Raw genomic sequence first — 14,474 nt, 5'->3', positions numbered from 1 at the left:
ATTTTCTGACCCGATTCCCTGTCGGCGGGATTGCCGCAGACCTACTCGCTTTCGCTCGTCGGCCTTTCGACATTCACTACGTTAGCCGATTCCCCCGGCGATCTCATAATCGAGATCCGCGGGTTCGAATTCGAACGTGCGGACACGTCGAAAGCGACCCCGCTGAGGGGAAGTCGTTGGTAGTGGGTTGGCCGCTCCGGCTGCAGGCGATCGCCGTACCCGGTTCAGCGGCTCGGGCCACATTACGCGGCCCCCCGGGCGGAGTCAACTTCGGCGCCGCCGGGGGACGTGGGCCCGGTAGGGGCTCACTGTGGGGTCGTCGGCGACCCAGAACCGCCAGGGGTGGACGCCTCCCTCGCCGGCCACACCCGTGCGTGGTCCGTTGCGCACCTGGTCGCGCTCGACGGGGGTGCCGGTGAGCACCCGCAGAGGGGTGTCGCCGGTGGCGCACGCGTCCGTGCCGTCGAGGCTGCGGTCGATCCCGAGGGCCGTCGCCAGGCGGGCCGGGCCCTTGGCGAGTTCCTTGTCGTTGCGGGCCGAGAGCCGGCGGGTGCGGGCCAGTTCCGCGCCCTCGACGATCTCGCCGGCGCGTAGCAGGACCGCGCTGGACCGGCCCTCGGGGCCACAGACGAGGTTCATGCAGTGCCACATGCCGTAGGTGAAGTAGACGTACACGTGTCCGGGCGGCCCGAACATCACCGCGTTGCGGGGGGTGCGGCCGCGGTACGCGTGCGACCCGGGGTCGTTCTGGCCGTCGTAGGCCTCGACCTCCGTCAGGCGCAGGACGATCGGACCGTCGGGGGTCTCACGGACGAGGAGGCGGCCGAGGAGGTCGGGCGCGACCTGGAGGACGGGCCGGTCGAAGAAGTCCCGTGGGAGGGGCGTACGGTCGGGGGTCGCGATCATGCCCTCCGAGCGTAGTGCAGCCGCACGCGTGCACGGGGTGGTCAGGGGGCGTCCGGCTTTGCCAGGGTGGGGGCGCGGAACCGGCCACGGTCGGATCGCGTTGGTAGGGGGCAGGGGATCACACCGGTCGCAGGTCGTTCGGGGTCCGCCGCCACGGTCACAAGGGAGAGTCATGGCGTTCAAGAAGCTGCTCGCGAGTCTGGGGGCCGGCGGTGCCTCGGTCGAGACGGTGCTGACGGAGGTCAACGTCGTTCCGGGCGGCGTCGTCCAGGGTGAGGTGCGGATCCAGGGCGGGTCCGTGAACCAGGACATCGAGGGTCTGTCCGTGGGGCTGCAGGCCGTGGTCGAGGTCGAGGGCCAGGACACGGAGTACAAGCAGAACGTCGAGTTCACCAAGGTGCGGCTGGGCGGTGCCTTCGAGCTGCAGGCGGGCGCGGTGCACGCGGTGCCGTTCGGGATCGAGATCCCGTGGGAGACGCCGGTCACGATGATCGACGGGCAGTCGCTGCGCGGGATGAGCATCGGGGTGACGACCGAGCTGGCGATCGCGCGGGCGGTGGACTCCTCCGACCTGGACCCGATCAACGTCCACCCGTTGCCGGCGCAGAAGGCCATCCTCGACGCCTTCATCCAGCTGGGCTTCCGCTTCAAGAGCGCGGACATGGAGCGCGGCCACATCCGGGGCACCCGGCAGACGCTGCCGTTCTACCAGGAGATCGAGTTCTTCCCGCCGTCGCAGTACCGGGGGCTGAACCAGGTCGAGCTGAGCTTCGTGGCCGACGAGCACGCGATGGACGTGGTGCTGGAGATGGACAAGAAGCCGGGTCTGTTCAGCGAGGGCAGCGACACGTTCCGCTCGTTCCAGGTGGGGCTGCACGACTACCAGTCGACCGACTGGGCCGGGTACCTCAACCAGTGGCTGTCGGAGGTCGGCAGCCGGCGCAACTGGTTCTAGGCTCGGTCCCGTACCGGACGCACCGATTCAGGAGGTACCGAGGTGACCGAGCTCAAGCGGCGGCCGCTCCCCCACGACTTCCACCCGCCCGTGCCGTCGTTCACGGTGACGAGCCAGGACGTCGAGGAGGGCGGGACGCTCAAGAGCGACCAGGTCCAGGCGGAGGGGAACACCTCTCCGCACCTGCGCTGGGAGGGTTTCCCGCCGGAGACCAAGAGCTTCGCCGTGACCTGCTACGACCCGGACGCGCCGACCGGCAGCGGGTTCTGGCACTGGGTCCTGTTCGACATCCCGGCCTCCGTCACGGAGCTGCCGGTGGGTGCGGGCGGCGGGAAGTTCGAGGGGCTCCCCGAGGGCGCCGTCCACGCGCGGAACGACTACGGCTCGAAGGACTTCGGCGGTGCCGCGCCGCCGCCCGGGGACGGACCGCACCGGTACGTCTTCACGGTGTACGCGGTGGACCAGGAGAAGCTGGGCCCCGACGCGGACGCCTCGCCGGCCGTGGTGGGCTTCAACCTGCGGTTCCACACGATCGCGCGCGCCCAGCTGATCGGTGAGTACGAGAATCCTGCCGCAGGATGAGTCATCTCGCCATTCACTGAACGTTTGCCCGCCCCTGGCTTTGGAAGTGATCAGGGGCGGGCATTTTTGTCGCCGGGGGTCCCGGGGGTCACCCCTCGTGGGAGCAGCAGATATTGCGTTGTCCATCTCGGCGTGCCCGGCCAGAGTTGTCCCAGCCCGCCACGGGGTGGGCCGGTGCACGGGAGGTGGGCTGGTAATGCGGGACACGCTGGTGCTGAACGCGAGCTTCGAGCCGCTGTCGACGGTGACGTTGAACCGAGCCGTCGTGCTGGTGCTCCAGGACAAGGCCGTCGTCGAGCAGGCCCACCCCGAACTGCGGATGCGCGGCGCCGCGGTCGACATACCGGCGCCCCGGGTGATCAGGCTGTGCAGGTACGTACGGGTGCCGTTCCGAAGACAAGCCCCGTGGTCACGGCGGGGTGTGCTGGTGCGGGACCGGCACCGGTGCGCGTACTGCGGGCGGCGGGCGACGACCGTGGACCACGTGGTGCCGCGGTCCCGGGGCGGGCAGGACTCGTGGCTGAACACGGTGGCCTCGTGCGCGGAGGACAACCACCGCAAGGCGGACCGGACTCCGGACGAGGCCGGGATGCGGCTGCTGCGGGAGCCGTTCGAGCCGACGCCGGCCGACGCGATGCTGCTGGCGCTGGGGGCGGAGGACCTGTCGGCGCTGCCGGAGTGGCTGGCCGGGGACGCGGCCTGACGTAGTCGCCGTCGGGCGCTGGACGCGCGGTTCCCCGCGCCCCCTTGAGGGGCACGGGGAACGTTGCTGTGCGGGACCTTGCGCCGGGCCGGCGGGCCGTCGGTCGGTCGTCAGTCGATCGTCGGTCGCTCGCGGCGCTCCGTGCCGGAGGAGTTGCCGCCGTTGTTGTTGCCGTTGCCGCCACCCGAACCGCCGCCCAGCGGGCCGAAGTTGCCCATGGCGCCGGACAGGCCCTTGAGGGCGTCGCCGATCTCGCTGGGGACGATCCAGAGCTTGTTGGCGTCGCCCTCGGCGATCTTCGGGAGCATCTGGAGGTACTGGTAGCTGAGGAGCTTCTGGTCGGGGTCGCCGGCGTGGATGGCCTCGAAGACCGTGCGGACGGCCTGGGCCTCGCCCTCGGCGCGCAGGGCGGCCGCCTTGGCCTCACCCTCGGCCTTGAGGATCGCGGACTGCTTCTCGCCCTCGGCGGTGAGGATCGCGGCCTGGCGCGTGCCTTCGGCGGTGAGGATCGCGGCGCGCTTGTCGCGGTCGGCGCGCATCTGCTTCTCCATCGAGTCCTGGATGGAGGTCGGGGGCTCGATCGCCTTCAGCTCCACGCGGTTGACGCGGATGCCCCACTTGCCGGTGGCCTCGTCGAGGACGCCGCGCAGGGCCGCGTTGATCTCCTCGCGGGAGGTCAGGGTCCGCTCGAGGTCCATGCCGCCGATGATGTTGCGCAGCGTGGTGACCGTCAGCTGCTCGATGGCCTGGATGTAGCTGGCGACCTCGTAGGTGGCGGCCCGGGCGTCGGTCACCTGGTAGTAGATGACGGTGTCGATGTTGACGACCAGGTTGTCCTGGGTGATCACCGGCTGGGGCGGGAAGGGGACGACCTGTTCGCGCAGGTCGATGCGGTTGCGGATGGTGTCGATGAACGGGACGACGATGTTGAGGCCCGCGTTCAGCGTCCGCGTGTAGCGGCCGAAGCGCTCGACGATGGCCGCGCTGGCCTGTGGAATGACCTGGATGGTCTTGATCAGGGCGATGAAGACCAACACCACCAGAATGATCAGGACGATGATGACCGGTTCCATCGAATTCCCCGTACCCTTCTCCGCCTCGGCGCCTTCGGAAGATCTTATGGGTGTTGAAGATCTTGCTGGTCGAGTCTGACAGACCGTCGCGTGCGTTGGGGCCGTGTTGGGCGCAGTCGCGCCAACTGACCGTCGTACGAGGTCACATGACGATCGCCGTGGCCCCCTCGATGTCCACGACGTCGACCTGCTGACCCGGTTCGTAGCTCTGGTCGCCGTCGAGTGCGCGGGCCGACCAGACCTCTCCGGCGAGCTTGATGCGGCCGCCGGAGCCGTCGACGCGCTCCAGGACTACGGCCTGCTTGCCCCTCAAGGCGTCGACACCCGTGGCGAGTTGGGGCCGCTGTGAGCGGTGCCGGTTGGCGATGGGCCGGACCACGGCGATGAGCGCGACCGAGACGGCGACGAACACGAGCACCTGGGAGACGGCGCCGAAGCCGACCCCGGCGGCCGCGGCGGCGGCGATGGCGCCCACCGCGAGCATGCCGAACTCGGGCATCGCCGTGACCACGAGGGGAATTCCGAGCGCGGCCGCGCCGACCAGCCACCACACCCATGCGTCGATGTCGTTCACATGGTCATGGTAGGACCGCGCGTGCGGCGCGGACAGGGCGCGAGGGGGGCGGTGCGGGGGCGTCGGGGCCCGTGCGGTCCGGGTCTGGCCCGGTGCGGCGGACGGCCGTTCAGGACATCGGGAGGCCCTGCGCCGTCCAGCGGTCGCCGACCTGCTCGACGACGAGCGGGAGGCCGAAGCAGTGGGAGAGGTTGCGCGAGCTCAGTTCGAGCTCGATGGGGCCGGCGGCGAGGACCTTGCCCTGGCGGATCATCAGGACGTGGGTGAAGCCGGGGGCGATCTCCTCGACGTGGTGCGTGACCATGATCATCGAGGGGGCGATGGGGTCGCGGGCGAGCCGGCCGAGGCGGCGCACGAGGTCCTCGCGGCCGCCGAGGTCGAGTCCGGCGGCGGGCTCGTCGAGGAGCAGCAGCTCGGGGTCGGTCATCAGGGCGCGGGCGATCAGGGTGCGCTTGCGCTCGCCCTCGGAGAGGGTGCCGAACTTGCGGTCCAGGTAGTCGCTCATGCCGAGGCGGTCGAGGAAGGCGCGGGCGCGCTGCTCGTCGATCTCCTCGTACTCCTCCTGCCAGGCGGCCGTCATGCCGTACGCGGCGGTCAGCACGGTCTGCAGGACGGTCTGGCGCTTGGGGAGCTTGTCGGCCATGGCGATGCCGGCCACGCCGATGCGGGGGCGCAGCTCGAAGACGTCGGTGCCGGGGCGGCCGAGGGTCTCGCCGAGGATGGTGGCGGTGCCCTTGCTGGGGTAGAGGTAGCTGGACGCGACGTTGAGCAGGGTGGTCTTGCCGGCGCCGTTCGGGCCGAGGATGACCCAGCGCTCGCCTTCCTTCACCGACCAGGAGACCTGGTCCACCAGAGCCCGGCCCTCACGGACCACGGATACGTCCTGAAGCTCCAGAACATCGCTCATGAGCGCGTTGTCTCCCCTTGCAGTGTGGCCGGTCTCGGCTGTCGCGTACGCCAGTGGCTCGGTCCGCCGCGCCGGTGGGCACGGCCCTCGAAGAAATCTACGCCACCGGCCGGGCGGCCCGTTCCATCGGTGGGGTCCTTAGGGTGGAGGGCATGCACTCGGAACCTCGCTCGGGTCGCCTCGCGGCCTGGGGAAATGCCCTCTTGGCCGGACTTGTCCCGCCGGACGACGCCGTGCTCGCCATCGTCGGCGAGGACGCGGTGCACCGGGTGGAGGGGCTGCCCGGTGAGCCGGTGCCCGTCGGGCTGTCGCTGGCGCTCGGACGCCTGCGGGCGCTGGGGGTGACCGGGCTGCGGGTGGCGCTGCCGGCGCCCGGGCACCCGCTGGGGCTCAGCGGTCCGCCCGAGTTCAACGCGCGGGCCCTGGAGGCCGGGGAGGCGGTGGTCGCTCACGGGGTCGCGCTGGGGCTGGTGCCGCAGGTGCACGAGGCCGGCCCCGAGGGTGACGTGCACGTGGAGGTGGTCTGGCACTGCCTGCCGGTGCGGGAGGCGCCGCCCGCGGACGTGCCGTCGCTGGGCGAGGCGGAGCGGGAGCTGGCGGAGGCGCTGCGGGGCGCCACGGAGGTGCTGACGCGGCTGGACGTGGCCGGGTCGGGGCCGGTGGCCGCGGCGGCGATCGAGGCGTACCGGGCGCGGGCCGAGCGGGAGCGGGAGGCGCTGGCGCCGGGGTACCCGCCGCGGGCGGTGCGGGTGCTGGAGCTGGCCGAGCGGGTGGGGCTGCTGGTCTCGCTGGCGTACGGCAACGGGCACGGGGGCGCGGTCAGCGCGTCCGAGATGGCGGCGCGGACCCACGCGCTGCGTCCGGTGGAGCGGACGGCCCGGCGGGCGCGGGTGGCGGCGTACAACGCGTACGTGGAGGAGCGCGAGCGCGGGGTGCGCTGAGCGTACGCGCGCGTACGGCGGCGGGGTGGGCCCGGAGCGGCGGTCGGCGTACGGCGCCGGGACGGGCGTACCGCGGCGCCGTACGGCCGGGGAGCTGTGGCCGGACCGGTCGTCGTCAGCCGGCCATGCCGTGGCGTACGGCCCACAGCGCCGCCTGGGTGCGGTCGGCGAGGTCGAGCTTCATGAGGATGTTCGAGACGTGGGTCTTGACCGTCTTCTCGGACAGCACGAGGGCGCGGGCGATCTCCCGGTTGGAGCGGCCGTCCGCGATGAGGCCCAGCACCTCGCGCTCCCGGTCGGTGAGCGAACCGCCCCTGCCCTGGCCGCCGCCCGCCTCCTCCTGGGACAGCAGGGCGCCGGCGACCTCGGGCTGGAGCAGCACGTGGCCGGCGTGCACCGAGCGGATGGCGGTGGCGAGGGCGTCCGGGTCGACGTCCTTGTACACGTACCCGGCGGCGCCCGCGCGCAGGGCGGGGACCACCGTGCGCTGCTCGGTGAAGCTGGTGACGATCAGCACGCGCGCGGGGTTGTCGAGCTCGCGGAGCCGGCGCAGGGCGTCGACGCCGTCCAGGCCGGGCATCTTGACGTCCATCAGCACGACGTCGGGCCGCAGCTCCTCGGCGCGGTCGACCCCTTCCGCGCCGTCGGCGGCCTCGCCGACGACCTCGATGTCGTCCTGCACCTCCAGGAAGGTGCGCAGGCCCCGGCGGACGACCTGGTGGTCGTCGACGAGCAGCACCCTGATTGCGTCAGCCACCGGGGACCTCCATCTCGATCACGGTGCCCTTGCCGGGCGCCGACTCCACCGTCAGTGCGCCGCCGACGCCGCTCGCGCGGTCCCGCATGGAGACGAGGCCGAGGTGGCGGCCGGCCCGGCGCACCACCCGGGTGTCAAAGCCGCGGCCGTCGTCGGTGACGCGCAGGACGGCGCCCTGGCCGTGCTTGTCCAGGGTGACGTCGACACGGGTCGCGTCCGCGTGGCGCAGGGCGTTGTGCAGGGCTTCCTGGGCGACGCGCAGCAGGGCCTCCTCCTGGGCGGCGGGCAGGGCGCGCACCCCCTGGCTGCGGAAGGTGACGTGCGCGGTGTGGGCGCGGTCCAGGACGTGCACCTGGGTGCGCAGGGTGGCGACGAGGCCGTCCTCGTCGAGGGCGGCGGGGCGCAGCTCGACCACGGCGGCGCGCAGCTCGTCGGCGGCCTCGGCGGCGAGCTGGGCGACCTGCTGGAGCTCGCCCTTGGCGCGGGAGGGGTCCCGGTCGACCAGGGCGGTGGCGGCCTGGGCGGTCAGGCGCAGGGAGAACAGCTTCTGGCTCACCGCGTCGTGCAGCTCGTGGGCCAGCCGGGAGCGCTCCTCGGCGATGGTCAGCTCGCGGCTGCGCTCGTACAGGCGGGCGTTGGTCAGGGCGATCGCGGCGTGCTGCGCGAGGATCGACAGCAGCTCCTCGTCGTCCTCGGTGAAGCCGCAGCCGCCGTCGGGCTTGGGGCAGTCCTTGTTGGCGAGGAACAGGGCGCCGATGACCTCGTCGCCGTCGCGGATGGGCAGGCCCAGGAAGTCGGACATCTCGGGGTGCGCGGACGGCCAGCCCTCGAAGCGGGGGTCCTCGCGCACGTCGGCCAGGCGCTCGGCCCTGGCCTCGTGGAGCATCGCCGCGAGGATGCCGTGCTGGCGGGGCAGGGGCCCGATGGCCCGCCACTGCTCGTCGCTCACCCCGTCGACGACGAACTGGGCGAAGCCCCCGTGGTCGTCCGGCACGCCGAGGGCCGCGTACTGCGCGCCGAGCAGCTCGCGGGCCGAGGCGACGATCGTCTTCAGGACGTCGCGCACCTCGAGGTGCCTGCTCATGGCCAGCAGCGCGGAGCTCACCGCGGCGAGGCCGGACCGGGGGCCGTGACTCATGGTCCTCACGGTACCGGCGGGCCGTGACACCGCGGATCGGGCTGTGGACGGCACCGTCTCGGGCGGGGGTCCTAGGCCTAGTCCGGGTCGTGGGCCGGGCCGGGTCCTAGGCCGCTGGTCGCGGGCTCGGCGGCGTAGGGCGAAGGGCCCGCGCGGGGCGAGTCCGCGGTCCGACGCGGTGGCGGTCCCGGCGTCCCTACGGTGACGGCACCGCCGAGGTGCGGCGGAGCGGACGAGGGGACGGGCGTCATGCCGGTTGCGATCATCACGGGGGCGTCGAAGGGACTGGGGCGCGCGCTGGCCGAGGGGCTGGCCGCGCGGGGCTGGGACCTGGTGCTGGACGCCAGGACGGCGCCGGAGCTGAAGGAGGCGGCGGGGGCCCTCGCCGTGCACGGCACGCGCGTGGAGGCGCTGCCGGGCGACGTGACGGACGCCGCGCACCGTGCGGAGCTGGTCGGCGCGGCCCGGCGGCTGGGCGGGCCGGACCTGGTGGTGCACAACGCGAGCGCACTGGGCGCCGAGCCGCTGGTGCCGCTGGCGCGGCTGCCGCTGGACGGGCTGCGCCGGGCGCTGGAGGTGAACGTGGTGGCCGCGCTGGGGCTGGTGCAGGAGGCGCTGCCGTCGCTGCGGGCGTCCGCGGCCGGCGCGGTCGTCGTGGTGAGTTCGGACGCGGCGGTCGAGGCGTACGGCACGTGGGGCGGGTACGGGGCGTCGAAGGCGGCCGCGGACCACCTGGCGGCCGTGCTGGCCGTGGAGGAGCCGCGGCTCCGGGTGTGGGCGGTGGACCCCGGGGACCTGGCCACGGACCTGTACGCGGCGGCGGTGCCCGACGACGGCGCGCCACGGCCCGAGCCCGCCGCGGTGGTGCCGGGCTTCCTGCGGCTGCTGGACGAGCGGCCGACGAGCGGCCGCTACAGCGCGCCGTCGCTGGTGGAGGGACGATGACCGCGGCGCTGCGGGTGCCCGAGGAGCTGTCCGCGCGCGTGCCCGCGGAGCAGCGCGGTCCCGGGCTGCGCCGGGACGACGTACGGCTGCTGGTGTCGCGCGGGGCGGAGGTGGCGCACCACGCGTTCCGGGAGCTGCCGGAGCTGCTGCGGGCCGGGGACGTGCTGGTCGTGAACACTTCGTCCACGCTGGCCGCCGCCGTGGACGGGTGGGTCGGGACCGCGCGCGTGGTGGTGCACTTCTCCACGCGCGGGGACGACGGACGGTGGGCGGTCGAGCTGCGGGAGCCGGACGGGAGAGGAACCACGCGTGCGCGTGCGGGCGGCCCCGCGGGCACGCGCGTGCGGCTGCCGGGGGCCGTGCTGGTGCTGGAGGAACCGCTGAGCGGGCGGGGTGAGCGGCTGTGGTGGGCGCGGGTGTCGGCGCCGGGCGCCCCCGCGCGGGCAGCGGGGCGGGGGTCCGCGGGGGCCGACCCCGCGCGCGGGGTCGTGGCCGACGTCCCGGCGCTGCTGCGGGAGCACGGGCGGCCCATCCGCTACTCCTACACGGAGCGGGACCAGCCGCTGTCGGTCTACCAGACGGTGTTCGCCCTGCCCTCGCCGGACGGTTCGGGCAGCGCGGAGATGCCGAGTGCCGCACGTCCCTTCACGGCGGCTCTGGTGGCGGAGCTGGTGAGCCGGGGGGTGCAGTTCGCGCCGGTCACGCTGCACACCGGGGTGGCGTCGGCGGAGGCGCACGAGCCGCCGTACCCGGAGCGGTTCTCGGTGCCGGAGGCGTCGGCGCGGCTGGTGAACGCGGCGCGGGCCGGGGGCGGCCGGGTCGTCGCCGTGGGGACGACGGCGGTGCGGGCGGTGGAGTCGGCGGCCGGCCCCGACGGCGTGGTCCGCGCGCGGGAGGGGTGGACGGACCTCGTGGTGACGCCGGAGCGCGGTGTGCGGGCGGTGGACGGGCTGCTGACCGGGCTGCACGAGCCGGAGGCCTCGCACCTGCTGATGCTGCGGGCGGTCGCGGGGCGGGCGGTGGTGGAGCGCAGTTACGAGGCGGCGCTGAACGGGCGCTACCTGTGGCACGAGTTCGGGGACGTCCACCTGCTGCTGCCCGGCAACCGCGTCACGCACAGCATTGCGCCAGCAACGCGCGGTGAGAACGCTGTGTCCACGGTGTGAGCCCGCACATAGGGTCCACATCACGTACGAAGGACATTAGGAGACAAAGGGATTCGTCGCGAGCGGGGCAGACGGCATGGTCTGTCCCGCTTTGCCCTTGCCTGATCCACTACCCGGCATCGTAGGTCACACCTTTGCCTGGCGATTTTGCGGCCGCTAAGAATTGCTCTCGTCGCTCAGCGCCGCGGAGTCTTCCCCGCGGCGTTCGTGCCGAAACGCAGCCTTTGTCCCCACGGCCGCCGAGCGACCTCCGCGCTATTCGAAGAGGTCCATCCCGCCATGCCCAAGAACACCCACAAGATCGCGCTCGCCGGAGTCGCCACGCTCGGCGCCGCCGCCGTCGCCTTCACGGTGGTCCCGGCCGACGCGCAGACGACCACCCGCGAGGCCGCCGCGTCGACCCGTGTGGCGTACAGCTCCGAGCAGCTCACCGGCGTCAAGGCCGACATCACCGACCAGCTCGCCGGCAGCAGCGTGAAGGTCGACGCCATCGAGGCGAAGAAGAAGGCGGCCGCCGACGCCGTGAAGAAGGCCGCTGCCGCCAAGAAGGCCGCCGCCGCGAAGAAGGCGGCCTCCGCCGCCGCCGCGAAGAAGGCCGCGGCCAAGAAGGCCGCCGCCGCGAAGAAGGCCGCTGCCGCGCGCAAGGCCAAGGCCGCGAGCCGCTCCGCGCACCGCCCGCAGGTCAAGCAGGTCGCCGTCAAGACCTACAGCAACAACCTGGACGGCTGGATCCGGAAGTCCCTGGACATCATGAAGTCCAAGGGCATCCCGGGCAGCTACAGCGGTCTGCACCGCAACATCATGCGGGAGTCCTCGGGCAACCCGTACGCGATCAACGACTGGGACATCAACGCCATCAACGGCATCCCGTCCAAGGGTCTGCTGCAGGTGATCCCGCCGACGTTCGCCACGTACCACGTGGCCGGCACGTCCTGGAACATCTACGACCCGGTCGCCAACATCACGGCCGCCGCCAACTACGCGGCGCACCGCTACGGCTCGATCGACAACGTGAACAGCGCCTACTGACCGGCGCCCCCGAAACGCCGAAGGGCGGCCCCCACCTGACCGGGGGCCGCCCTTCGGGGCGTCCGGGACCTCACTCCCGTACGCCTGCTACTTGCGCATGACCTCGGGCTCGTGGCGGCGCAGGAAGCGGGCCACGAAGAAACCGCAGACCACGCCGAGGGCGAGCAGGGCGGCCATGTCCAGGCCCCAGGCGCCGACCGTGTGGTCCCACAGCGGGTCGGTGTCCCCGGCCGTCTCCGGCGGGCTGATCCTGTTGAAGTCCAGCGTGGCGCCCGCCGCGGCGACCGCCCAGCGCGAGGGCATCAGGTACGAGAACTCATTGACGCCGATCGAGCCGTGCAGGGTGAACAGGCAGCCGGTGAAGACGACCTGGATGATCGCGAACATCACCAGCAGCGGCATCGTCTTCTCGGCGGTCTTCACCAGCGAGGAGATGATCAGGCCGAACATCATCGAGGTGAAGCCCAGCGCCATGATCGGAACGGAGAGTTCGAGCATGGTGGCGCCGCCGAACACGAGGCCCTTCTCGGGGATCTCGCGGCTGGAGAAGCCGATGACGCCGACCAGCAGGCCCTGCAGCACGGTGATCATGCCGAGCACGAACACCTTCGACATCAGGTACGCCGAGCGCGACAGGCCGGTCGCCCGCTCCCGCTCGTAGATGACCCGCTCCTTGATCAGCTCGCGGACCGAGTTGGCGGCCCCCGCGAAGCAGGCGCCCACGGCGAGGATCAGCAGGACCGTCGTGGCCGTGCCGTTGGGGATGATCCGGCCGGTGTCCGGGTTCGCCGGGTTGGGCAGCAGGCCCTTGTCGGAGTCGATCAGGAGGCTCACCGCGCCGAGCACCGCCGGCAGGATCACCATCAGGCCGAGGAAGCCCTTGTCGGACGCGATCACCGAGACGTAGCGGCGCACCAGCGTGAGGAACTGGCTCAGCCAGCCCTGCGGCTTCGGCGGCTTCATCGCCTGCATCGGCGGCACCTGTACGGCCTGCGGCGCCACCGCGTCGATGTCCGCGGCGTACATCTGGTAGTGCTGCGAGCCCTTCCAGCGGCCCGCCCAGTCGTAGTCGCGGTAGTTCTCGAAGGCGGAGAAGACGTCGGCCCAGGTGTCGTAGCCGAAGAAGTTCAGCGCCTCCTCGGGCGGCCCGAAGTAGGCGACCGCGCCGCCCGGCGCCATCACCAGCAGCTTGTCGCACAGCGCCAGCTCGGCCACGGAGTGGGTCACCACCAGGACCGTGCGGCCGTCGTCGGCGAGGCCGCGCAGCAGCTGCATGACGTCGCGGTCCATGCCCGGGTCGAGGCCCGACGTGGGCTCGTCGAGGAAGATCAGCGACGGCTTGGTCAGCAGCTCCAGGGCCACCGAGACGCGCTTGCGCTGGCCGCCGGAGAGCGAGGTGACCTTCTTGTCCTTGTGGATGTCGAGCTTGAGCTCGCGCAGCACCTCGTCGATGCGGGCGTTGCGCTCGGCGCCCGTGGTATCGGCCGGGAAGCGCAGCTTGGCCGCGTACTTCAGGGCCTTCTTGACGGTCAGCTCCTTGTGCAGGATGTCGTCCTGCGGGACCAGACCGATGCGCTGGCGCAGCTCGGCGAACTGCTTGTACAGGTTGCGGTTGTCGTAGAGGACCTCGCCCTGGTCGGCGGGCCGGTACCCGGTGAGCGCCTTCAGCAGCGTCGACTTGCCGGAACCGGACGGGCCGATGACCGCGACCAGCGACTTCTCCGGGACGCCGAACGAGACGTCCTTGAGGATCTGCTTGCCGCCGTCGACCGTGACGGTCAGGTGGCGGGCCGAGAAGGAGACCTCACCGGTGTCGACGAACTCCTCGAGCCGGTCGCCGACGATGCGGAACGTCGAGTGGCCGACGCCGACGATGTCCGTCGGGCCGAGCAGCTGCGTGCCGCCCTTGGGGATCGGCTGGCCGTTGACGTAGGTGCCGTTGTGCGAGCCCAGGTCGCGGATCTCCATGCGGCCGTCGGGCGTCGCGTGGAACTCGGCGTGGTTGCGCGAGACCTGCAGGTCGGAGACGACCAGGTCGTTCTCCAGCGCACGGCCGATGCGCATCACGCGGCCCAGCGAGAACTGGTGGAACGTGGTGGGGCTGCGGTCGCCGTGGGCCGGCGGTGCCCCCGCGGCACCACCGGGGACCTGCTGCGCGAACTGCCCGCCCGGGCCCGGCTGATGGGGGACGGGCGAGGCGGGCTGCGGCGCCTGGTGCGGCTGCTGCCAGCCCTGCTGCGGAACCTGCTGCGGCGGTGCCTGCTGCGGGACCTGCTGCGGCGGAGCCTGCTGCGCCCAGCCCGGGTTCGCGCCCTGCGCCGCGTACGGCTGCTGCGCCTGCGGCGCCGGTACGGCGGCCCGGCCGGCGGTGAGGTTCAGGCGGGGGCCGTCGGTCGCGTTGCCCAGGTGCAACGCCGTGCCCGGGCCCAGCTCCAGCTGCTGGACGCGCTGTCCCTGCGCGTACGTGCCGTTGGTGCTGCCGTGGTCCTCGATGACCCAACCACGGCCGTTGAAGCTGACCGTGGCGTGACGCCAGGAGACCCTGGCGTCGTCGAAGACGATGTCGCCCTGCGGATCACGTCCGAGGGTGTAGGCCCTGGACGGATCGAGCGTCCAGGTACGTCCGTTTGTTTCCAGTACGAGTTCCGGCACTCCATGCCCCACTGAGTTGTCCCCCGAATTGCCCCCGTCGCGGGGAGTCTAGGGATGTCGAACATCGGGGGGAACTATTTCAGGAGTGGCCCTCTGACCGAAAGTCGGGCCTTGTGAACGGAGCCGGCCTCCTCATCGGCCGTTCC

At 72.2% G+C, this 14,474-nt stretch carries 14 protein-coding genes; 7 read left to right on the top strand and 7 right to left on the bottom strand.

Annotation, left to right across the window (positions count from 1 at the left end; all coding sequences use genetic code 11):
- Positions 1-264 precede the first annotated feature (264 nt).
- A complete protein-coding gene (locus AQJ30_RS12475) occupies positions 265-906 on the bottom strand; it encodes a DNA-3-methyladenine glycosylase (protein WP_067232563.1) in 642 nt (213 codons plus the stop codon).
- A gap of 172 nt (positions 907-1,078) precedes the next feature.
- Here AQJ30_RS12475 and AQJ30_RS12470 point away from each other — a divergent pair, with 172 nt between their 5' ends.
- The 3 genes from AQJ30_RS12470 to AQJ30_RS12460 all read left to right on the top strand — a co-directional run bounded on the left by AQJ30_RS12470 (position 1,079) and on the right by AQJ30_RS12460 (position 3,146).
- Entirely contained in the window at positions 1,079-1,861 is a 783-nt protein-coding gene (locus AQJ30_RS12470; RefSeq protein ID WP_067232561.1) for a sporulation protein, read from the top strand.
- Positions 1,862-1,903: 42 nt separating this feature from the next.
- Entirely contained in the window at positions 1,904-2,443 is a 540-nt protein-coding gene (locus tag AQJ30_RS12465) for a YbhB/YbcL family Raf kinase inhibitor-like protein (RefSeq protein ID WP_067232558.1), read from the top strand.
- A 196-nt stretch (positions 2,444-2,639) separates the two neighbouring features.
- Entirely contained in the window at positions 2,640-3,146 is a 507-nt protein-coding gene (locus tag AQJ30_RS12460) for an HNH endonuclease (protein WP_067232555.1), read from the top strand.
- Between the two features lie 110 nt (positions 3,147-3,256).
- Here the strand turns inward: AQJ30_RS12460 and AQJ30_RS12455 are convergent, their stop codons facing one another.
- The 3 genes from AQJ30_RS12455 to AQJ30_RS12445 all read right to left on the bottom strand — a co-directional run bounded on the left by AQJ30_RS12455 (position 3,257) and on the right by AQJ30_RS12445 (position 5,700).
- A complete protein-coding gene (locus AQJ30_RS12455) occupies positions 3,257-4,219 on the bottom strand; it encodes an SPFH domain-containing protein (protein WP_067232552.1) in 963 nt (320 codons plus the stop codon).
- Between the two features lie 142 nt (positions 4,220-4,361).
- The gene (locus AQJ30_RS12450; protein WP_067232549.1) at positions 4,362-4,793 is read right to left on the bottom strand and encodes an NfeD family protein; all 432 of its coding nucleotides are present in this window, start codon (positions 4,791-4,793) and stop codon (positions 4,362-4,364) included.
- 109 nt (positions 4,794-4,902) lie between these two features.
- A complete protein-coding gene (locus tag AQJ30_RS12445) occupies positions 4,903-5,700 on the bottom strand; it encodes an ABC transporter ATP-binding protein (RefSeq protein WP_067232546.1) in 798 nt (265 codons plus the stop codon).
- A gap of 152 nt (positions 5,701-5,852) precedes the next feature.
- Between AQJ30_RS12445 and AQJ30_RS12440 the strand changes: the two genes are divergently transcribed.
- Complete coding sequence (locus AQJ30_RS12440) at positions 5,853-6,641, top strand: hypothetical protein (RefSeq protein ID WP_067232544.1); 789 nt, start codon at positions 5,853-5,855, stop codon at positions 6,639-6,641.
- A 115-nt stretch (positions 6,642-6,756) separates the two neighbouring features.
- Here AQJ30_RS12440 and AQJ30_RS12435 read toward each other — a convergent pair whose 3' ends face one another.
- Both AQJ30_RS12435 and AQJ30_RS12430 read right to left on the bottom strand, forming a co-directional pair.
- Positions 6,757-7,398 (bottom strand): response regulator, encoded by a 642-nt coding sequence (locus AQJ30_RS12435; RefSeq protein WP_067232541.1) that lies wholly within the window; start codon positions 7,396-7,398, stop codon positions 6,757-6,759.
- On the bottom strand, positions 7,391-8,536 hold the full coding sequence (locus AQJ30_RS12430; RefSeq protein ID WP_067232538.1) for a GAF domain-containing sensor histidine kinase: 1,146 nt from the start codon (positions 8,534-8,536) through the stop codon (positions 7,391-7,393). Before AQJ30_RS12430 ends, AQJ30_RS12435 begins: the two co-directional genes overlap by 8 nt.
- A 249-nt stretch (positions 8,537-8,785) precedes the next feature.
- Here AQJ30_RS12430 and AQJ30_RS12425 point away from each other — a divergent pair, with 249 nt between their 5' ends.
- The 3 genes from AQJ30_RS12425 (at position 8,786) to AQJ30_RS12415 (ending at position 11,676) form a co-directional block, all read left to right on the top strand.
- Positions 8,786-9,481 carry an SDR family NAD(P)-dependent oxidoreductase gene (locus AQJ30_RS12425; RefSeq protein ID WP_067232535.1) on the top strand — a complete coding sequence of 232 codons (696 nt, stop codon included), beginning with the start codon at positions 8,786-8,788 and terminating at the stop codon, positions 9,479-9,481.
- Positions 9,478-10,647, top strand: a complete 1,170-nt coding sequence (locus AQJ30_RS12420; protein ID WP_107119558.1) for an S-adenosylmethionine:tRNA ribosyltransferase-isomerase — start codon at positions 9,478-9,480, stop codon at positions 10,645-10,647. Before AQJ30_RS12425 ends, AQJ30_RS12420 begins: the two co-directional genes overlap by 4 nt.
- Positions 10,648-10,926: 279 nt before the next feature.
- Positions 10,927-11,676: a transglycosylase SLT domain-containing protein gene (locus AQJ30_RS12415; RefSeq protein ID WP_067232533.1), complete on the top strand. Its 750-nt coding sequence runs from the start codon at positions 10,927-10,929 to the stop codon at positions 11,674-11,676.
- Positions 11,677-11,763: 87 nt separating this feature from the next.
- Here the strand turns inward: AQJ30_RS12415 and AQJ30_RS12410 are convergent, their stop codons facing one another.
- A complete protein-coding gene (locus AQJ30_RS12410) occupies positions 11,764-14,328 on the bottom strand; it encodes an FHA domain-containing protein (protein WP_211278969.1) in 2,565 nt (854 codons plus the stop codon).
- Between the last annotated feature and the right edge of the window lie 146 nt (positions 14,329-14,474).

Source organism: Streptomyces longwoodensis (assembly GCF_001514125.1).
GTDB classification, from domain to species: Bacteria; Actinomycetota; Actinomycetes; order Streptomycetales; family Streptomycetaceae; genus Streptomyces; species Streptomyces longwoodensis.
Note: the sequence above shows the minus strand (reverse complement) of the source record. Positions and strands in the feature narration are given on the sequence as shown.